The 17,857-nt window shown below is 68.2% G+C and carries 20 protein-coding genes; 13 read left to right on the plus strand and 7 right to left on the minus strand.

Annotated features, from left to right (window positions below; translation table 11 throughout):
* Nucleotides 1-23 precede the first annotated feature (23 nt).
* From tsf to lpxB, 13 genes are read left to right on the plus strand one after another with little or no spacing between them, the layout of a single operon-like run.
* Nucleotides 24-911, plus strand: coding sequence for a translation elongation factor Ts (tsf, locus tag SVA_RS07905; RefSeq protein ID WP_096460718.1), 888 nt, complete (start codon nucleotides 24-26; stop codon nucleotides 909-911).
* 9 nt (nucleotides 912-920) lie between these two features.
* Nucleotides 921-1,640 (plus strand): UMP kinase, encoded by a 720-nt coding sequence (gene pyrH / locus SVA_RS07910; protein WP_096460719.1) that lies wholly within the window; start codon nucleotides 921-923, stop codon nucleotides 1,638-1,640.
* Between the two features lie 3 nt (nucleotides 1,641-1,643).
* The gene (gene frr / locus SVA_RS07915) at nucleotides 1,644-2,213 is read left to right on the plus strand and encodes a ribosome recycling factor (protein WP_096460720.1); all 570 of its coding nucleotides are present in this window, start codon (nucleotides 1,644-1,646) and stop codon (nucleotides 2,211-2,213) included.
* 48 nt (nucleotides 2,214-2,261) lie between these two features.
* Nucleotides 2,262-2,987, plus strand: coding sequence for a polyprenyl diphosphate synthase (gene uppS / locus SVA_RS07920; RefSeq protein ID WP_197703423.1), 726 nt, complete (start codon nucleotides 2,262-2,264; stop codon nucleotides 2,985-2,987).
* Entirely contained in the window at nucleotides 2,980-3,807 is an 828-nt protein-coding gene (locus SVA_RS07925; RefSeq protein ID WP_096460722.1) for a phosphatidate cytidylyltransferase, read from the plus strand. The genes uppS and SVA_RS07925 overlap by 8 nt, the downstream gene beginning before the upstream one ends.
* A complete protein-coding gene (gene ispC, locus SVA_RS07930) occupies nucleotides 3,804-5,042 on the plus strand; it encodes a 1-deoxy-D-xylulose-5-phosphate reductoisomerase (RefSeq protein WP_096460723.1) in 1,239 nt (412 codons plus the stop codon). Before SVA_RS07925 ends, ispC begins: the two co-directional genes overlap by 4 nt.
* The gene (gene rseP / locus SVA_RS07935) at nucleotides 5,042-6,400 is read left to right on the plus strand and encodes an RIP metalloprotease RseP (protein WP_420823880.1); all 1,359 of its coding nucleotides are present in this window, start codon (nucleotides 5,042-5,044) and stop codon (nucleotides 6,398-6,400) included. The genes ispC and rseP overlap by 1 nt, the downstream gene beginning before the upstream one ends.
* A gap of 18 nt (nucleotides 6,401-6,418) precedes the next feature.
* Entirely contained in the window at nucleotides 6,419-8,707 is a 2,289-nt protein-coding gene (gene bamA, locus SVA_RS07940) for an outer membrane protein assembly factor BamA (RefSeq protein WP_096460725.1), read from the plus strand.
* 17 nt (nucleotides 8,708-8,724) lie between these two features.
* Nucleotides 8,725-9,243 carry an OmpH/Skp family outer membrane protein gene (locus SVA_RS07945; RefSeq protein ID WP_197703424.1) on the plus strand — a complete coding sequence of 173 codons (519 nt, stop codon included), beginning with the start codon at nucleotides 8,725-8,727 and terminating at the stop codon, nucleotides 9,241-9,243.
* Nucleotides 9,244-9,248: 5 nt separating this feature from the next.
* The gene (lpxD, locus tag SVA_RS07950; RefSeq protein WP_096460726.1) at nucleotides 9,249-10,277 is read left to right on the plus strand and encodes a UDP-3-O-(3-hydroxymyristoyl)glucosamine N-acyltransferase; all 1,029 of its coding nucleotides are present in this window, start codon (nucleotides 9,249-9,251) and stop codon (nucleotides 10,275-10,277) included.
* A 13-nt stretch (nucleotides 10,278-10,290) separates the two neighbouring features.
* Nucleotides 10,291-10,731: a 3-hydroxyacyl-ACP dehydratase FabZ gene (fabZ, locus tag SVA_RS07955; protein WP_096462870.1), complete on the plus strand. Its 441-nt coding sequence runs from the start codon at nucleotides 10,291-10,293 to the stop codon at nucleotides 10,729-10,731.
* Entirely contained in the window at nucleotides 10,728-11,498 is a 771-nt protein-coding gene (gene lpxA, locus SVA_RS07960; protein ID WP_096460727.1) for an acyl-ACP--UDP-N-acetylglucosamine O-acyltransferase, read from the plus strand. The genes fabZ and lpxA overlap by 4 nt, the downstream gene beginning before the upstream one ends.
* 4 nt (nucleotides 11,499-11,502) lie before the next feature.
* The gene (gene lpxB / locus SVA_RS07965; RefSeq protein ID WP_096460728.1) at nucleotides 11,503-12,702 is read left to right on the plus strand and encodes a lipid-A-disaccharide synthase; all 1,200 of its coding nucleotides are present in this window, start codon (nucleotides 11,503-11,505) and stop codon (nucleotides 12,700-12,702) included.
* 63 nt (nucleotides 12,703-12,765) lie between these two features.
* Here lpxB and gspN read toward each other — a convergent pair whose 3' ends face one another.
* Genes gspN through SVA_RS08000 form a run of 7 tightly spaced genes read right to left on the minus strand, consistent with a single transcriptional unit; the run spans nucleotide 12,766 to nucleotide 17,833 of the window.
* The gene (gspN, locus tag SVA_RS07970; RefSeq protein ID WP_096460729.1) at nucleotides 12,766-13,557 is read right to left on the minus strand and encodes a type II secretion system protein N; all 792 of its coding nucleotides are present in this window, start codon (nucleotides 13,555-13,557) and stop codon (nucleotides 12,766-12,768) included.
* A complete protein-coding gene (gene gspM, locus SVA_RS07975) occupies nucleotides 13,554-14,063 on the minus strand; it encodes a type II secretion system protein GspM (protein ID WP_096460730.1) in 510 nt (169 codons plus the stop codon). Before gspM ends, gspN begins: the two co-directional genes overlap by 4 nt.
* Nucleotides 14,060-15,373 (minus strand): type II secretion system protein GspL, encoded by a 1,314-nt coding sequence (gene gspL, locus SVA_RS07980; protein ID WP_096460731.1) that lies wholly within the window; start codon nucleotides 15,371-15,373, stop codon nucleotides 14,060-14,062. The genes gspM and gspL overlap by 4 nt, the downstream gene beginning before the upstream one ends.
* Nucleotides 15,357-16,307, minus strand: a complete 951-nt coding sequence (gene gspK, locus SVA_RS07985; protein ID WP_096460732.1) for a type II secretion system minor pseudopilin GspK — start codon at nucleotides 16,305-16,307, stop codon at nucleotides 15,357-15,359. The genes gspL and gspK overlap by 17 nt, the downstream gene beginning before the upstream one ends.
* Nucleotides 16,304-16,957 (minus strand): type II secretion system minor pseudopilin GspJ, encoded by a 654-nt coding sequence (gene gspJ / locus SVA_RS07990; RefSeq protein ID WP_096460733.1) that lies wholly within the window; start codon nucleotides 16,955-16,957, stop codon nucleotides 16,304-16,306. Before gspJ ends, gspK begins: the two co-directional genes overlap by 4 nt.
* On the minus strand, nucleotides 16,954-17,346 hold the full coding sequence (gene gspI / locus SVA_RS07995; RefSeq protein ID WP_096460734.1) for a type II secretion system minor pseudopilin GspI: 393 nt from the start codon (nucleotides 17,344-17,346) through the stop codon (nucleotides 16,954-16,956). Before gspI ends, gspJ begins: the two co-directional genes overlap by 4 nt.
* Complete coding sequence (locus SVA_RS08000) at nucleotides 17,336-17,833, minus strand: GspH/FimT family pseudopilin (protein ID WP_169924020.1); 498 nt, start codon at nucleotides 17,831-17,833, stop codon at nucleotides 17,336-17,338. Before SVA_RS08000 ends, gspI begins: the two co-directional genes overlap by 11 nt.
* Between the last annotated feature and the right edge of the window lie 24 nt (nucleotides 17,834-17,857).

The raw sequence follows: 17,857 nt of genomic DNA on the forward strand, positions 1-17,857 counted from the left end.
GCCCGACCAAACGGGGATAGCTGATGAGTATTTCTGCCGCACAGGTGAAGGAGCTGCGCGAGCGCACGGGCCTCGGCATGATGGAGTGCAAGGCCGCATTGCAGGAGACGCAGGGCGACATGGAAGCCGCCGCGGATCTGCTGCGCAAGAAGGCCGGCGCCAAGGTCGAGAAGAAGGCCGGGCGCACGGCGGCCGAGGGCGCCATCGGATTGTATGTATCGGGCGACCGGCGTCTCGCCGCGATGGTGGAGGTGAACTCCGAAACGGATTTCGTCGCCAAGGGCGAGGACTTCCTCGGTTTCGCCAACGCCTGCGCGGCGACGGTCGCCGAGAGCAGGCCCGCGGATGTCGAGGCCCTCTACGGGCAGCCGCTGAAGGATGCGGGCGGGCAGAGCGTCGCGCAGGCGCGCGAGGGGCTCGTGATGAAGCTCGGCGAGAACATCGGCGTGCGAAGGTTCGTGCGCCTGCAAAGCGCGCAGGGGCGCCTCGGAAGCTATGTGCACGGCCGCAAGATCGGGGTGGTCGTCGAGGTCGAGGGCGGCGACGAAGCGCTGGCCAAGGACCTGGCGATGCACGTCGCCGCTTCGAAGCCCGAGTGCGTTTCGAAGGACCAGGTGCCGGCCGACCTCATCGCGCGGGAGAAGGAAATCTTCGCCGAGCAGGCCAGGCAGTCCGGCAAGCCGGCGAACATCATCGAGAAGATGATCGAGGGACGCATCAACAAGTTCCTGAACGAGATCACGCTCCTCGGTCAGCCGTTCGTGAAGGACCCGGACACGACCGTCGAGAAGCTGCTCAAGTCCGCCGGCGCCAAGGTCGTGCGCTTCACGCGTTTCGAGGTGGGCGAGGGCATCGAGAAGAAGAGCGGTGACTTCGCGGCCGAGGTGATGGCGCAGGTCAAGGGAGGCTGATTGACGGGGATGCCGAGCGGTCCTGCCTACCGGCGCGTGCTGCTGAAGCTGAGCGGCGAGGCGCTGATGGGGCCCGACGCGTACGGCATCAACCGCGAGACCATCGAGCGCATCGCCGGGGAGATCCGGGCGGCGGTCGCGACGGGCGTGCAGCTCGCGCTCGTCGTGGGCGGCGGCAACATCTTCCGCGGTGTCGCCCCGGCGGCGCAGGGCATGGACCGGGCGTCGGCGGACTACGTCGGCATGCTCGCGACCGTGATGAACGCGCTGCTGCTTGCCGATGCGCTCGAGCGGTTCGGTATTCGGGTCCGGGTGCAGTCCGCGCTGCGCATCGATCAGGTCGTGGAGCCCTACATCCGCCGGCGCGCGATACGGCATCTCGAGGAGGGGCGCGTGGTCGTCTTCGCGGCGGGCACGGGCAATCCGTTCTTCACCACCGACACGGCGGCGAGCCTGCGCGCCATGGAGATCGGGGCGGACGTCGTGCTCAAGGCCACCAAGGTCGACGGCGTGTACGACCGCGATCCCATGAAGCACAAGGATGCCCGGCGTTTCGAGGTGGTCAGCTACAATCAGGTGCTGGAACAGCGCCTGGGGGTGATGGACGCCACGTCGATCGCTCTTTGCCGCGATCACAACCTCCCGGTTCGCGTCTTCAGCATCAACAAGCCCGACAGCCTGCTGCGCATCCTGCGCGGCGAGCACGAGGGCACGCTGGTGAAGGGGTAGGCCATGGCGACGCAGACGGTGGACGGCATCAAGAAGGACACGGAGACCCGCATGGCGAAGTCCGTCGAGACGCTGAAGACGGACCTCGGCAAGATCCGGACGGGGCGCGCCCATCCGGGGTTGCTCGACCAGATCCGGGTGGACTATTACGGCGCGAAGACGCCGCTCAACCAGCTCGCCAACATCAGCGCGGCCGACGCGCGGACGCTGACGGTGACCCCCTACGACAAGGGCACCCTCCAGGCGATCGAGAAGGCGATTCGCGAATCCGACCTCGGCCTCAACCCCGCTGCCTCCGGCACGCTGCTGCGCGTGCCGCTCCCGCCGCTCACCGAGGAACGCCGGCGCGAGCTCGTGAAGCACGTGCACAAGGAGGGCGAGAACGCCAAGGTGGCCATCCGCAACGTGCGGCGCGACGGCAACCACCATTTGAAGGAACTCCTGAAGAAGAAACTGATCACAGAAGACGACGACAAGCGCGCGGAAGAGGCGGTGCAGAAGATGACCGACCGCTTCATCGCCGAGGTCGACAAGCTGATCGCGGCGAAGGAGCACGAGATCATGCAGGTCTAGGGGGCCTGCACCTGCATGACCGCGCCGACCGCGCCCACCGGTTCCTCCATGATTCCCAGACACATCGCCGTCATCATGGACGGCAATGGCCGCTGGGCGCGCCGCCGCGGCCTGCCCCGGGTCGCCGGCCACCGCAAGGGCGTCGAGCGCGTGCGCGAGCTGGTGCAGGCGGCCGGCGAGCTGGGTGTCCGGTATCTCACGCTGTTCGCGTTTTCGAGCGAGAACTGGCGGCGTCCCGCGCAGGAAGTGCAGATGCTCCTCGAGCTCTTTCTCGGCGCGCTCGACCGCGAAGTGGCGAAGCTGCATGAGAAGAAGGTCCGCTTTCGGGTGATCGGCGACGTCGCGCGCTTCCCGGAGGCGCTCGCCGCGCGCATCCGCGATGCCGAGACCCTCACGGCCGACAACGGCGCCTTGACGCTTACGATCGCCGCAAACTACGGCGGGCGCTGGGACATCGCCCAGGCGTGCGCCGAGATCGCGCGGCGTGCCGTGGCGGGAGAGATCGATCCGGCCCGCATCAGTCCGGCAACCGTCGAGGCGTTTCTCAGTACGCGGGAGCTGCCCGAGCCGGACCTCTTCGTCCGGAGCGGCGGCGAGCAGCGCATCAGCAATTTCCTTCTGTGGCAGTTGGCGTACACCGAGCTGCATTTCACGCCGGCGCTCTGGCCGGAGTTCGACCGGACCGAGCTCGAGGCGGCGCTCGCCTCCTATGCCAGCCGACAGCGCCGCTTCGGTCTGACCGGCGAGCAGGTCGAAGCAGCGCGTAATGCTTAAGTGGCGGCTGCTCACCGCGGCGGTTCTCATCCCGCCGCTCGTCGCCGCGCTCTTCTGGTTCCCCCCGCCCGCGCTCGCCGCGCTCGTCGCGCTCTTCATCGTGATCGGCGGCTGGGAGTGGGCCGCGCTGTGCGGGCTGGGCGCGGGTGGACGGATGACTTATGTCGCGCTGCTGGCGGCGTTCGGCGGCGCGCTCGTGCTGGCCACGCTGATCGACTCCGACGCCGGGTTCGCGGTTCTGCTGTTCGCCGCCGCATGGTGGCTCTGGGCGCTGGTGGAGCTGGTCCACGGGCGACGGCGCAGCCTGTTCGAGCGGCGGGGGGTGCGCCTGGCCGGAGGCGTGCTCGTGCTCGTTCCTGCCTGGGTCGGCGTCGTGTATCTCCATGCCGGCGATCCCATGCGTCCGGCCGCGCTGCTCTACGTCCTGGTCCTCGTCTGGCTCGCCGACTCCGCGGCGTTCCTCGCCGGCAAGACGCTCGGGCGTACGAAGCTCGCGCCGTCCGTCAGCCCGGGGAAGACCGTCGAAGGGGTGATAGGCGGCATGCTCGCCGTGGTGTTGCTCGCTTATTTTTGTGGGAAAATCGTGTGGCAGCTCGAGGCCCGGGCCCTGTGGGGCTGGGTCGGTCTCGCGGCGGTCGTGGCGCTCGTTTCGGTCGTCGGTGACCTGGTGGAGAGCAAGGTGAAGCGAGTTGCCGGCGTGAAGGACAGCGGCAGGATCCTGCCCGGACACGGCGGCGTGCTCGATCGCATCGACGCGCTCACCTCGGCCGTCCCGATCTTCGCGCTCGGATGGCGCGTCCTTTTCCAGATGGCGGCATGACACACGCGGCATCGCAGGACCAGAACGAGGGCAGGCAGGGGGTCGCGATCCTCGGTTCGACCGGGTCGATCGGCATGAGCACGCTCGACGTGCTCGCGCGCCATCCGGACCGGTTCGCCGTGGCCGCGCTCACCGCCAATGCGCAGGTCGATCGCCTCTACGAGCAGTGCGTGCGTTTCCGCCCGCGCTTCGCCGCGATGCTCGATCCGCAGGCCGCGAGGGACCTCGAAAGGCGCCTTCGCGCGAGCGGCATTCCGACGGTGGTGAGCAGCGGCCTCGACGGCCTCTCCACGGTCGCCGCCGACCGCGCGAGCGACATCGTCATGGCGGCGATCGTCGGTGCCGCGGGGCTGATTCCCACGCTCGCCGCCGTGAAGGCCGGGAAGCGCGTGCTGCTCGCCAACAAGGAGCCGCTCGTGATGTCGGGCCGCGTGCTGATGCGCGAAGCGCGTGCGGCCGGCGCGGTCCTGCTGCCGATCGACAGCGAACACAACGCGATCTTTCAATGCCTGCCCGCCGCATTCCGTGCCGGCGAGCCGCCGGCCGGGGTGCGGCGGCTCTTCCTCACGTGCTCGGGCGGTCCGTTCAGGGCGGCTTCGGCCGAGGCCCTGGCGCGGGCGACGCCCGAGCAGGCGTGCGCGCACCCAAACTGGGTCATGGGCCGCAAGATCTCGGTCGATTCCGCCACGTTGATGAACAAGGGTCTCGAGGTGATCGAGGCATGCTGGCTGTTCGGCGTCGCTCCGTCCCGGATCGAGGTCGTGATCCACCCGCAAAGCGTCATCCATTCGATGGTGGAATACGACGACGGCTCGGTGCTGGCGCAGCTCGCCAACCCGGACATGCGCATTCCCATCGCGCATGCGCTCGCCTGGCCGTCGCGCATCCAGTCGGGAGCCAAACCGATCGACCTCGTCGACCTCGCGCGGCTCGACTTCGCCGCCCCCGATACGACGCGTTTTCCGTGCCTGCGGCTCGCGTACGAGGCGGGGGCAGCCGGCGGAACGACGCCGGCGATCCTGAACGCGGCCAACGAGGTCGCGGTCGCCGCGTTCCTCGAGGGACGCATCCCCTTCATCGATATCTCACGCGTCATCGAAACCGCCCTCGCGCAGGTTCCCGGGCGGTCCGACGACTCGCTCGATGACGTGCTAGCCGACGACGCACGCGCGCGCGTGGCGGCCGAACGGGCCGTGGCAGGCGCGGGACGGCGCGTCCGACAAGGTGTCTCATGATCGATCTACTCTATTACGCGCTGGCGTTCGTCCTGGCCCTGGGCGTGCTCATCGTGGTTCACGAATTCGGCCACTACTGGGTGGCGCGGCGGCTTGGAGTCAAGGTGCTGCGATTCTCGGTCGGGTTCGGAAAACCGTTGTGGACGCGCCGCTTCGGGCGCGACCGCACCGAGCTCGTGATCGGCGCGCTGCCGCTCGGCGGTTACGTGAAGATGCTCGACGAGCACGAGGGGGATGTCCCGCGGGACCAGCTCGATCGGGCCTTCAACCGGCAGCCGGTATGGAAGCGCATCCCGATCGTCGCGGCCGGGCCGTTCTTCAACTTCCTGTTCGCGATACTGGCGTACTGGGCCGTCTTCGGCGTGGGCATGGAAGGCCTGCGGCCGGTGGTCGGCAAGGTCGTCGAGGGGTCGATCGCGGAGCGCGGCGGCTTCCGGGAGGGCGACCTGGTCCTGGCGTTCGACGGAAAGGACGTACAGAGCTGGGGACAACGGCGCCTGTACCTGTTCCGCAAGGCGCTCGATCGCGAAATCGTGAACGTGGAGGTGCAGGACGGTGAAGGCCGGATTCAGCATCGGCTGCTGGACCTGCGCGAGTTTCCGCGCGGCCAGGTCGACGCCGCGCTCCTCGAGCGCGGCATCGGGCTCTACGGCTATCAGCCGCAGGTCCTCCCGGTGGTCGGCGGCATCGAGGAAGGGCCGGCCGCACGTGCCGGGATGCGGGAAGGCGACCGGATCGTCGCGATCGGCGGGGAGACGGTGGAGGGTTGGGAGGACGTGGTGGCGATCGTGAGTCGCAGCGCCGGGCGCACGCTCGACGTGGCGGTCGAGCGCGACGGGCAGCGCGTGACCCTGCAGGTCACGCCGGACGCCGTCGCGCAGGACGAGCGGACGATCGGCCGGATCAACATCCGCCCGCAGGTGGGCGAAATCCCGCCCGAGATGCGCGTGCAGGTTCGGATGGGCGCGCTCGAGGCATTCCGGGAGGCGCTCGCCAATACCTGGGCGATGTCCACGCTGACGGTCGAGATGCTCTACCGGATGGTGACACTCGAGGTTTCGAGCAAGAACATCAGCGGGCCGATCACCATCGCGCAATATGCCGGCTACTCCGCCAAGATCGGCGCCGTGCAGTTCATCCTGTTCCTCGCCGTGATCTCGATCAGCCTGGGCGTCCTCAATCTTCTTCCCATTCCGATCCTCGACGGCGGCCACTTGCTGTACTACTTCATCGAAGCGGTGAAGGGCAGTCCGGTGTCCGAGCGCGTGATGGCGTTCGGACACCAGATCGGGATCGTCGTCCTCGTCGGGCTCATGGTGCTCGCGTTCTACAACGACCTTACGCGCATCTTCCAGTAGACGCGGCCGCCGAGAACAATGAAACGCCCCCTCGTCGCGCTGGTCGTCGGCGCGCTCCTCCCCGCGCAGGCGCCTGCCCTCGAATCCTTCGTGGTTAAGGACATCCGCGTCGAAGGCCTGCAGCGGATCGCGGCGGGCACCGTATTCAACTACCTGCCGCTCAAGGTCGGCGACACGCTGAACGACAAGGGAGCGCAGGACGCGATCCGCGCGCTCTACAAGACCGGATTCTTCCGGGACGTGCGGCTCGAGCGCCAGGGCAACGTCCTCATCGTCTCGGTGATCGAACGCCCGTCCATCGCCGGCATCCGCCTGGTGGGCACGCGCGAGTTCTCGGAGGAGGATCTCAAGAAGGGGCTCAAGGAAGTCGGTTTGGCCGAGGGGCGAATCTTCAACAAGACGCTCCTCGATCGCATCGAACAGGAGCTCCGGCAGCAATACTTTGCCCGCGGCTTCTATGCCGTCTCGATCCGTCCGACCGTGACTCCGCTCGAACGCAACCGGGTCGACATCGAGATTGCGGTCACGGAAGGCAGGCCCGCGCGCATTCGCGAAATCACGCTCGTCGGCAACGGCAAGTTCCGGGACAAGGAGCTGCTCGATCTGTTCACGCTCGGCCCGGCGCCGTGGTGGGCGCTCTTCTCGAGCCGCGACCAGTACTCGAAACAGAAGCTGGCCGGCGACCTCGAGCGTCTGCGCAACCACTACCAGGATCGGGGTTTCCTGGAGTTCAACATCGAATCCACGCAGGTCTCGATCACGCCGGACAAGGAAGACATCTACATCACCGTCAACCTCTCGGAAGGCAAGCGCTACACCGTGACCGGCTTCAAGCTCGCGGGCACCTTCGTCGTGCCGGAGGAGGATCTGCGCAAGCTGGTCGAGCTCGAGGCCGGGAGCGTGTTCTCCCGCAAGGCCGTCACCGAGTCCGCGAAGCGGATTTCCGACAGGCTGGCGAACGAGGGTTACGCGTTCGCGAACGTCAATCCCGTTCCCGACGTGGACCGCGACAAGGCGACCGTCGCCTTCACGTTCGTCATCGACCCGGGCAAGCGTACGTACGTGCGGCGCGTGAACTTCTCGGGCAACGTCACGACCCGCGACGAGGTGCTGCGGAGGGAAATGCGCCAGCTGGAGGGGGGCTGGTACTCGAGCGAGAAGATCCAGCGGTCGCGTGTGCGGCTGCAGCGCCTCGGGTTCTTCGAAGATGTCAACATCGAGACCCCTCAGGTGCCGGGTACTTCCGACCAGGTGGACATCAACGTCACCGTCAAGGAACGCTCGACGGGCAATCTGCTCTTCGGCGTCGGATACTCCGATTCCGACGGTTTCATCATCAACGCGAGCGTGACGGAGAGCAATCTGTTCGGAACCGGGAAGGAACTGTCGGCACGTTTCGACAACAGCGATGCCACGACGAATTTCAGCATCCGGTACGTCAATCCTTATTACACCCGTGACGGCGTGAGCCGCGGCTTCACCGTGTATTCGAGCAGCATCGATGCGGCCGAGCTGAACACGGCGGCGTACAACACGCAGACCACGGGTGCGGGTGTCTTCTACGGCATCCCGCTGAGCGAGTTCCATCGCCTGACCGTGGGGCTGGACGCCGAGCGCATCGACATCGAGACGACCACGGACAGCGCGCTCGTCGCGCAGGACTTCGTCGCGACCGAGGGATCTCCGGTGGACCTCGCCAAGGCTACGCTTTCCTGGTCGAGCGACAGCCTCGACAGCGCGCTCTTTCCGACGCGCGGCTTCCTGCAGCGTCTGTCCGCCGAAGCGTCCTTCCCCGGCAGCGACGTCGAGTACTACAAGCTGACGTACCTGATCGGCAAGTACTGGCCGATCAGCGAGCGCACCACCTTCAAGCTCCGGGCGGAGCTCGGCTACGGCGACGGCTACGGCGAGAGCGCGCAGCTTCCCTTCTTCAAGAACTACTTCGCGGGCGGGTCCAGCACCGTGCGCGGTTTCAGTTCGCGCTCGCTCGGACCGGTCGATCAGAACACGCTCGATCCGATCGGCGGCAACCGCCGTGTTCTCGGCAACATGGAGCTCCTGTTTCCCGTGCCGGGCATGTCGGCCGACAACAAGGCGGTACGCATGAGCTGGTTCGTCGATGGCGGCATGGTGTACGGACCGGAGGAGCGCTTCGACCTCGGAGAGTTGCGCTATTCCACGGGATTGGCGTTTAATTGGTTCTCGCCGGTGGGTCCGTTGAGCTTCAGCTATGCCTTCCCGCTCAACGACGAGCCGGACGACGATACCGAGAGCTTCCAGTTCACGCTGGGTGTTCCATTCCGGTGATTCTCAGGAGTCCCGTATTGAAAAGCGCAACGTCCACGTCCCGCTGGCTCCCGGCCGCGCTGGCCGCCCTGTTCGCCCTCCTGGCCGCGCCGGCATGGGCGGAACTGAAGGTCGGCTACGTCAATGCGGTCAAGGTCATCGAGGAGGCTCCGCAGGGCGAGGCGGCCCTCAAGAAGCTCGAAGCGGAATTCGGTCCGCGCGACAAGAAGCTCGTGGCGATGCAGGGGCGCATCAAGCAGCTCGAGGACGAGCTCGAGAAGAACGCACTTCTGCTCAAGGACACCGAGCGGCGGTCCAAGGAACACGAGATCGTCGTGCTCAAGCGCGACCTGCGGCGGGCCACACAGGAGTTCCGCGAGGATTACAATCTGCGCCGAAACGAGGAGCTGGCCTCGCTGCAGAAGCTCGTGTTCAACGCGATTGTCGAGATCGCCAAGCAGGAGAGCTACGACCTGATCCTCCACGAAGGCACGATCTACGCCAGCAAGAAGGTGGACCTCACCGAAAAGGTGCTGAAGAGGCTCGGCAAGAAGTAGCGGCGATGGCGGTCACCCTGGCAGAGCTTGCGCGGCGGGTCGGCGGTCAGGTCCGCGGCGACCCGGGGGTCGAGATACGCGCGGTCGCACCGCTCGATCGCGCCGGCCCCGGGGAGATCGCGCACCTGTCCGATCGTCGCTACCGCGCGCTGGTCGCCGAAACCCGCGCGGCTGCCGTGGTGCTCGTGGCCGAGGACGCCGGCGCTTTCAAGGGCACCGCGCTGATCCACCCGAACCCTTCGCTCGCCTTCGCGCGCATCGCCGCATTTCTCCATCCCGCACCGGCCGTGGCGCCCGGCCGGCACCCGACCGCTTTCGTCGAGGACGGGGCACGCGTCGCCGATTCCGCCCGGATAGGCGCGTACGCGGTGATCGAGCGCGAGGCGACCGTCGAGGACGGAGCGAGCATCGGGCCCGGATGCTACGTGGGGCAGGGCGCGCGGGTCGGCGCACGCACGTGCCTGGTCGCGCAGGTGTACGTGGGCGCGCGCTGCGAGATCGGAACGGACTGCCTGCTGCAGCCGGGGGCGGTGATCGGCGCCGACGGGTTCGGTTTCGCCAAGGACGGAGAACGCTGGATCAAGGTTCCGCAGCTCGGGCGCGTGATCGTCGGCGACGACGTCGAAATCGGAGCAAACACGACGGTGGATCGCGGCACCCTCGACGACACGGTCATCGCGCGCGGCGTCAAGCTCGACAACCTGATCCAGATCGCCCACAACGTGCGCGTCGGGGAGCACACGATCATGGCGGCGTGCGTCGGCATCGCCGGGAGCACGTCGATCGGCAGCCGCTGCGCCTTCGGAGGGCAGGTCGGTATCGCCGGCCACCTCGACATCGCCGACGACGTGCAGGTGCTCGGCACCTCGCTGGTCTCCGCGTCGATCCCGAAGCCGGGCGTCTACTCGTCCGCACTGAAGGCCGAACCGGCGGACGAGTGGCGGCGCACGGCCGCGCGACTGCGCCAGCTCGACGAGCTGGCCCGCCGGCTGCGCGAGGCCGAGGAAGAGATACGGAAACTGAAGGGGGAGTAGAGCATTGAACACGATGGACATACACGAGGTGCTGAAGCACCTGCCGCACCGTTACCCGTTCCTGCTGATCGATCGCGTGCTCGACTACAGGAAGGACGAGTGGATAACGGCGATCAAGAACGTCTCGATCAACGAGCCGTTCTTCCCCGGCCACTTCCCGACGCGGCCGGTCATGCCCGGCGTGCTCGTCCTGGAGGCGATGGCGCAAGCGTGCGCGATCCTCTCGTTCAAGAGCGAGGACCTGCTGCCTTCGCCGAATGCGGTGTACTACTTCGTCGGTATCAACGAGGCACGCTTCAAGCGCCCGGTCGAGCCCGGCGATCAGCTGTTCCTGCGAGCGAACCTCAAGCGCAAGTTGCGCGGGATGTGGATATTCGAGACCGAAGCGCGGGTCGGCGAGGAAACGGCGGCAACCGCCGAGCTCATGAGCACGTACAAGGAATTCGGTCCGTGATCCACCCGCAGGCGCTCGTGGACCCGCGGGCCCGGCTGGGACAGGGCGTCGAGATCGGTGCGTACTCCATCATAGAGGGCGACGTCGAGATCGGCGATCGCACCTGGATCGGGCCGCACGTCGTGATCCGGGGGCCGATACGGATCGGCGCCGACAACCGCATCTATCAGTTCTGCTCGATCGGCGAGGGACCTCAGCACCTGGGCTACAAGGGAGAGCCGACGAGGATCGAGATCGGCGACCGCAACATCGTGCGGGAATACTGCACCGTCAACCGAGGCACGGTCGCCGGCGGCGGCGTCACGCGCATCGGCAGTGACAACTTCATCATGGCGTACTGCCATATCGCGCACGACTGCGCGGTCGGCGACCGCACGGTGTTCGCGAACGGGTCGAGCCTCGCGGGGCACGTGCACGTCGGGGATTGCGCGGTCCTCGGAGGTTTCACGCTGGTGCACCAGTTCTGCCGCATCGGCGCGTACTGCATGACGGCGGTGAACACGGTCCTCTACAAGGACGTCCCTCCCTACATCACGGCCGGCGGCAACGGCGGGACGCCGCACGGGCTCAATCTCCGGGGGCTCAAGCGCCGGGGTTTCACCGAGGAGCAGATACAGCGGATCAAACAGGCCTACAAGACGCTGTATCGCTCCGGCCTCCGCCTCGAGCAGGCGCTCGTCGAGATCGATGCGCAGGGTCGCGCGTACCCGGAGATCGCGGCGTTCGTCGCTTTCATACAAGAATCCGAGCGGGGGATCGTTCGCTAGGACCATGTCCGGGCTGCGCATCGGTATCGTGGCCGGGGAGGTCTCGGGCGATCTGCTCGGCGCCGGCCTCATCCGCGCCCTCAAGGCGCGTCTCGGCGGCGTCCGCTTCGAGGGCATCGCCGGTCCGCGCATGCAGGCCGAAGGCTGCGAAAGCCTCTACGACATGGAGCGGCTCACCGTCATCGGCTTCGAGGGGGCGGGCAAGTATCTCTCCATCCTCGGCATCCGGCGGCGGCTCGCGCAGCATTTCATCGCGCGCCCCCCGGATCTCTTCATCGGCATCGATGTCCCGGACTTCAACCTGACGCTCGAGCAACGCCTGAAGTCCGCCGGCATCACGACCGTGCATTACGTGAGCCCCACGGTCTGGGCCTGGCGCGGCTACCGTATCCGCAAGATCCAGAAGTCGGTGGATCACATGCTCACGCTCTTTCCGTTCGAAGCGCGCTACTACGAGGCCCGGCACATCCCGGTGACGTACGTGGGCCACCCCCTGGCCGACGAGATACCCGAGGACTACGATCCCCGCGCGGCGCGCGCGGCGCTCGGGTTGCCGGAAGACGGTGAGCTGGTCGCGCTTCTTCCGGGCAGCCGGCGAAGCGAGCTGCGCCGTCACGCGGGTCTCTTCGTGCGGACGGCGCAGTGGTTGCACGCCCGCCGGCCGGAAGCCCGCTTCGTCGCGCCCTTCGCGAGCGCGGCGACCGAGCACCAGTTCGTTCATGCGTTGCGCAAGCACGGTGCGGAATCGCTGCCGATCGCGCGCGTGCTGAATCGTTCACGCGAGGCGCTGGCCGCCTGCGACGTGGCGCTCCTCGCCTCGGGTACGGCCACGCTCGAGGCGGCGCTGCTCCGCAAGCCGATGGTCGTGACCTATCGGGTCTCGGCCCTCTCGGCGGCGCTCGTTCGCCTGTTTGCCCACGTCAAGCTGTATTCCCTGCCTAACAACCTCGCCGGCCGGGAGGTCGTGCCGGAGCTGATGCAGTCGGAGGCCGTGCCGGAGAAGCTGGGAGCCGCGGTCGAGCACTACCTCGCGAATCCGGAGCGCTCGGCCTCGGTCCAGGCGACGCTCGGCGAGATGCATGCGGCGCTCAAGCGAAACGCCGACGTGCGCTCGGCCGAGGCGGTGATTCGGGTGCTGGCGGAACGGCGCTCGGGCGGACCGCAAGGCTCGACTGCCGCCGGCCCGCGGCCCTCGTATTATTGATCGATCCGGCGGCGGACCGACCACGGCCCGGCATTTCTCAGGGCCGCCCCGAGGCGACCGAACCTAGAGGCCGAGCAGATGCGCAAGCGGCATCTGCGTGTTGAATCGCAGGTCCCGGCGGCCGCCGCCACGATCGGGCCCGATCGCGCGAAGAAGCGGCTCCAGGCGCGCCGCGTCCCCCTGGGGCTGGGCCGTGCCGGTGAAGCGCAGTTCGCCGTTGCCCGATACCCGCCACTCGCCCCGGCCGCTCAGATTGAGGTCACCGCTCACCGTCGAAAGCCGCAACGAGGCGCGCTCGCCCTCGCCGTTCAGGTCGATACGATAATCCCCGAGGCTCTTCGAGCCGGTGAAGCGGCCGCCGGCGCCCCGCCACTGTGCCCGGACCTCGCCCGCGAGCGCATCCCTCGCCAGAGACAGGCGCTCGCTGCGGAGTTCGAGCGTGCCGGTGGGGGCGAAAAACAGGGCCGGGGCGTAGAACAGGCCCGCGATGTTCACGGGCAGGGTGGCGCTGAGATCTTCGACCGTCAGCCGACCCGGGCTGCGCTGCACGACGAGCCGCCCCTGCAAGTCGCCTTCGGCGATACCCACGTCCACGGCGACGCGGCCCAGGAAGAGCCGCAGGGGCAGCGCCTGCCAGCGCACGCGACCGAGGCGCTGGAAATTCGTCGGCCCGCCGGCGTAGAGGTCGGCTTCTCCCCGCCAGACGGTGCCGTGGGGTTGAGCGAGCGCCACCGATCTCTGGTCCGACCGGGCGACCGCCCAGCCCACCCAGGCGGCCGGGGCCGAGGCGACGAGGAACGCGACGTAAAGGAGGAGCCCGCCGACGGCGTAGAGGGTCGCGCGCCGCCGATTCATGCCCCTGAACCGCGCAGCACGAGGCGGGCGTTCACGATGCCGCTCGCCGGCTGCGGCTCGACGGTCGCGTTCTCGACGCGCACGGAGCCCTGCTTCTGCAGGTTCGCGAGCCAGCCGACCAGGCTGTTGAAGGAGACGCCGTCCAGGGCGACGCGTGCCCCGTTCGCCCCGTCCGGCTCAACGCGCTTGAGACCCGCCTTCACGCCGTAGGCCTGCGCCGACTGCTCGATGAAGCTCAGCAAGCCGCCGGTCGCCGTCCCGGACGACGGCGCGCCGCCGCGCAGGCGTTGCGCTTGCGAAACCTGGGTGCGCATCCAGACGAGCTGCTCGTGCTCTTTCGGAACGGCGGCGCGCAGGTGCTCGAGGTTGCGCTGCAGTGGCGCCCAGAGCAGCGTGTACACGAGCACGGCGAGGATGAAGACCCCGGCGCCGCCGACGAGCAGCCGCTCGCGCGGCTGCAATCCGCGCCAGAGCGCGAGGGCCGGTTCGATTCGGGTGAGCGTCATGAGGACCTCGCGGGCTTGGCGCGGGCACCGGCCGACTGGATGCGCAGCCGGCCTTCGACCTCGCCGCCGCGGCTGTTGGCGGCGACGACCTCGACCTCGAGATTCGCGGCCTGGAGCCGGTTTTTCAGGGCGTCGAGCGCCTGATAGTCGGGGAGCGTCACGTCGAGCGTGAGCGCGCGCTCGGCGTACTTCAGGCCGTGCAGCTTCGCCTGCGTCTGGTCCTGCACCGTGGGGGCCACGCGGGCGAGGAGGGGCAGGAGGTCCGAGGGACCGCCGCCGCGGAACTGGAGGCTCTCCAGGTTACGCTGCATCTGGGCATAGGGATCGAGCACGGTCTTCGTCTCGGGGAACGCTTTCAGAAGTATCTCTCGCATCTCGGTCGCATAACCCTCGTGCAGGCGGTGCAGCCGGGCCCACTCGACGAGGTCGACGGTCACGAGGCCGACGAGCCAGATGGCGAGCATCGCGGCCGCGGGGATCAGCGGCCGCCCGACCTGGCGCAGGTGCGCGGTCGGCGTGAGCTCGCCCTGGAGGAGGTTCAGGGCCGGGCTCTCCGTCGCCACCCAGAAATCGCCTACGGCCGGCTGCACCGGGATGCCCAGATGCCCGGCCCAAAGATCGAGATCGATGTCGGGCGGCGGTCCATACATGAAGAGGCACTGAGGGGCGTTCGACTGCGCGATCGCTTCCCGCAGCGCGGCCAGGACGAGGGCGGGCGGGGCGGCGTGTTCGCGCGGGCAGACGAAGCCGGAGGCCGTGCCGGTGCGCACCCAGAGCTCGTCGTCGACGAATGCCGCCGACCAGGCGTTGGCTTGCAGCGGCAGAGCCAGGTTGCCCGGGCAAAGGCCGGCGGGCCGGATGCCGGCGGCGGCCAGCGTGTCCAGCCAGGTCTTGACGCGCACGCGGTCCGTGACGGCGACCGCGAGCGAACCGTCGGGATTCGGCGTGTACGCGAAATGCAGCTGCTCGGGATCGGCCAGCAGCTGGTCCTCGAGCGCGAAGGGCAGCGCCTGCAGGATGCGCGCCCGCGAACGGGTGGGGAGCGTGGCGCGCGTGAGGACGGTGTCCGAGGGGGGCGTCCAGACCTGGACGCGCGCGCGGCGCAGGAAATCGGGCAGATCGGGAAGCGTCAGCGCTTCCCCGCGGTGCGGGGCGCCGTCGGCGTCGCAGGCCTGCCATTGCATGGGACCGGCGGATTCGGGCCAGCCGCGGGGAAGGCGCAGCCACACGGGCTGCGTCCGGGCGGCCTGCGTCAGGCGTTCCCCGAGGCCGTGCGCCTTGCGCGTGAGCGTGTTAAGCGCTGTCTTCATGCTTGATGAGCTTTAGCGGAGGTTGGCGCTGCCAGAGCACGGTCGCCCGGGCCTGTCCCCCGGCCGGGCGCTTGAGCAGCGCCTCGGTGCGGCGCAGCGTGCGCCCGATATGTGTCTCGACCGTGACTATAAAGTAAGCGGTTTGGACGTCATAGGGCGGCAGATTCTGGGCGTTCTTGGGCAAGAACGGCTGTAGCTGCGCCTTGTCGGTGAAGGGCTTGCCCTCTCGCTGGCGCACCATTTCCGCCGCCTGCGCCTCGGGAATGTTGAACAGCGCCGCGAGCACCGTTTCGGACGCCGTGTTCACGTTGATCGCGGTCTTCTCGGGCAAGGCGACGACGTGGGGTTTGAGTTTCTCGACGACCTCGACGCTGTAGCCCTTGATGAGCGAGAGCTCGTCGACCCCGATCAGCGGGCGGTTCGCGGCCCGGTAGGGAAAGTCGGTGCTGAGGTAGTCGACATCCTCGGCGCCGGCCGCGGTCGTCACGGAGCCGTTGTCGAGCCAGTCGACCAGGGCGTCGCTCAGATTGGCGTCCAGACCGTTCGCCGTCAGCAGGTTCTTGAACAGGCCGATGGCCGCGGGGTTCGGCGTATCGCCGTCGACGACGCTGTTCAGGTTGAAGCGCGCGGCGGCGTCCTGCGCCTGGATGACGACGTAGCCGCCCTCGACGGGAAGCGGCGGGAGTCCCTTCGCCCAGTCTTCGGTGAGATCGTCGACCTTGGTGCGTTTCGCGTCCTCGGTGAGCGCGATGGCGGCGAAGCGCAGCGCCCCGAGCCGGAGATTGTCGGCCTGGGCGAGGTCCATGAGGTTCTGCGTCTGGCGCAGCCAGACCTGCTGGCTCAATCCCAGGAAGGCGGCGACCGTCCCGATGATGGCGACGACGAGCATCGCCGTCACGAGCGCGACGCCCCGCTGGCGACCGGGAGCGGTCATGGCGCGGGCCCCACGAGGAAGGTGCGGACGAACTCCCCGCGCCCGGCATGCACCAGCCGGATCTCGACCGCGCGGGGAAGCGTCGTCGCGGACTGCCCTTGCGGCGGCCAGCGGTCGAGCCAGGCGGCATTGTGATAGAAGCGGACCTCGAACTCCTCGACGTCGTTGAAGAGCGGTACGGCCAACGGCTTCGTCACGGGCGCGCGGTCGAGCACCGGCCAGTGCAGGCGAACGAGCCGCTTCTCGTTCAAACGGTACGCCACCCGCTGCAGGCCGGATCCGCCGGTTTCCGTGGCCGCGAGGCCCGCGCGGGTGAGCTCGACGCTCGGCTCGGCGAGCGCGCGGACGTCGGTCGGCTGCCCGCGAAAGGCGGGCAGCGGGCTGCCGTCGTTGTCCCGGACCGGGCGATCGACGGCCTGCGCGAAGTCGTCCTTCATGCGCTGGAACCCGAGGGCCAGCTCCCGCCAGGTCTCGCGCTCGAACTCGATCCGGTCCCGGTTGTCCAGGACGCGCAGGAGACCGCCGTATGCCATTGCCGAAAAGATGGCGAAGATGGCGATGGCGACCAGGACCTCGAGCAGCGTGAAGCCGCCGGTGCGTCCGGACGCAGGGCAAGCGTGCGAAGCGGTGCGGTTGCGGGCGTTCGTCATGGCTTGCGCAGGAACAGCGCCACGGTCGCCAGCCGGTCCTTCGATCCGGCGGGGTAGATCTCGATGTCCATTCGGCGAAAATCCGGCACCGGGGTGGAAACGGTCCGCTCCAGCCAGCGCCACTCGACCCCGGCGAACTCCGTCGTGCCTTCGCTCGTGTCCAGCGACGGCCAATCCTGCTTGAGCTGGTGCATGGCCGCGCGCTCCTCGGCGAGCCACAGGGCGAGGGTCCGATCGCGCAGGCCCGCCGTGAGGTCGATGGCCTGACCGATGGCGTGCAGCACGGCGGCGAGCGCGATCGCCAGCACGGCGAGCGCGACCAGCACCTCGACGAGGGTGAATCCGGCGACGGCTCCTCGCCGGGCTGCGGAAACGCCCTCAGGTCTCATCGCGTTCCGGGGTCGCGGCCGAGCGGATCTTCCCGTCGCCGGTCGCCTGCACGTACCAGATTGCCTCCTGCGCTTCCAGGACGACGGTGAAGCGCGACAACGCGCCGCTCGGATCGAAAATGACGAGCGGAACCTCGTCGTCCTCGGTAGCCCGAACGGTATCGGCGAGCTCGAGTGTCATCGAACCCGGCAGCGTGCGTGGGCCGAGGGGATCGCCGGCGGCGAGGGGGGCCAGCCTGCCGGCGTCGTCGAGGCGCAGGAATTCGTAGCCGTTCGAGGTCGGCGCGAAGGCGTAGAAGCGGCCTTCGAGGATCGCCTCCTGCTGCGCGGTCTGGAGGAGCAGGGCGAGACGCTGCCCCTCGTCGCGGACGATGTCGCTCGGGCCGCGGGTCAGGTTCACGCCCACCATGCCGAGGATGATCACGAGCAGCAGCATCACGACCGCGAGCTCGATCAGCGTGAAACCGGCCGAGCCCGGCCGTCTCACGGCGCCCGCGCGCGACAAGGTCCG

Origin of the sequence: Sulfurifustis variabilis, assembly GCF_002355415.1 — a bacterium.
GTDB classification, from domain to species: Bacteria; Pseudomonadota; Gammaproteobacteria; order Acidiferrobacterales; family Sulfurifustaceae; genus Sulfurifustis; species Sulfurifustis variabilis.

What these genes read in the sequence shown, in the direction of transcription:
- tsf (WP_096460718.1), top strand. Translation starts at nt 24, where the DNA reads ATGAGTATTTCTGCCGCACAGGTGAAGGAGCTGCGCGAGCGCACGGGC.
- pyrH (WP_096460719.1), top strand. Translation starts at nt 921, where the DNA reads ATGCCGAGCGGTCCTGCCTACCGGCGCGTGCTGCTGAAGCTGAGCGGC.
- frr (WP_096460720.1), top strand. Translation starts at nt 1,644, where the DNA reads ATGGCGACGCAGACGGTGGACGGCATCAAGAAGGACACGGAGACCCGC.
- uppS (WP_197703423.1), top strand. Translation starts at nt 2,262, where the DNA reads ATGATTCCCAGACACATCGCCGTCATCATGGACGGCAATGGCCGCTGG.
- SVA_RS07925 (WP_096460722.1), top strand. Translation starts at nt 2,980, where the DNA reads ATGCTTAAGTGGCGGCTGCTCACCGCGGCGGTTCTCATCCCGCCGCTC.
- ispC (WP_096460723.1), top strand. Translation starts at nt 3,804, where the DNA reads ATGACACACGCGGCATCGCAGGACCAGAACGAGGGCAGGCAGGGGGTC.
- bamA (WP_096460725.1), top strand. Translation starts at nt 6,419, where the DNA reads ATGAAACGCCCCCTCGTCGCGCTGGTCGTCGGCGCGCTCCTCCCCGCG.
- lpxD (WP_096460726.1), top strand. Translation starts at nt 9,249, where the DNA reads ATGGCGGTCACCCTGGCAGAGCTTGCGCGGCGGGTCGGCGGTCAGGTC.
- fabZ (WP_096462870.1), top strand. Translation starts at nt 10,291, where the DNA reads ATGGACATACACGAGGTGCTGAAGCACCTGCCGCACCGTTACCCGTTC.
- lpxB (WP_096460728.1), top strand. Translation starts at nt 11,503, where the DNA reads ATGTCCGGGCTGCGCATCGGTATCGTGGCCGGGGAGGTCTCGGGCGAT.
- gspN (WP_096460729.1), bottom strand. Translation starts at nt 13,557, where the DNA reads ATGAATCGGCGGCGCGCGACCCTCTACGCCGTCGGCGGGCTCCTCCTT.
- gspM (WP_096460730.1), bottom strand. Translation starts at nt 14,063, where the DNA reads ATGACGCTCACCCGAATCGAACCGGCCCTCGCGCTCTGGCGCGGATTG.
- gspL (WP_096460731.1), bottom strand. Translation starts at nt 15,373, where the DNA reads ATGAAGACAGCGCTTAACACGCTCACGCGCAAGGCGCACGGCCTCGGG.
- gspK (WP_096460732.1), bottom strand. Translation starts at nt 16,307, where the DNA reads ATGACCGCTCCCGGTCGCCAGCGGGGCGTCGCGCTCGTGACGGCGATG.
- gspJ (WP_096460733.1), bottom strand. Translation starts at nt 16,957, where the DNA reads ATGACGAACGCCCGCAACCGCACCGCTTCGCACGCTTGCCCTGCGTCC.
- gspI (WP_096460734.1), bottom strand. Translation starts at nt 17,346, where the DNA reads ATGAGACCTGAGGGCGTTTCCGCAGCCCGGCGAGGAGCCGTCGCCGGA.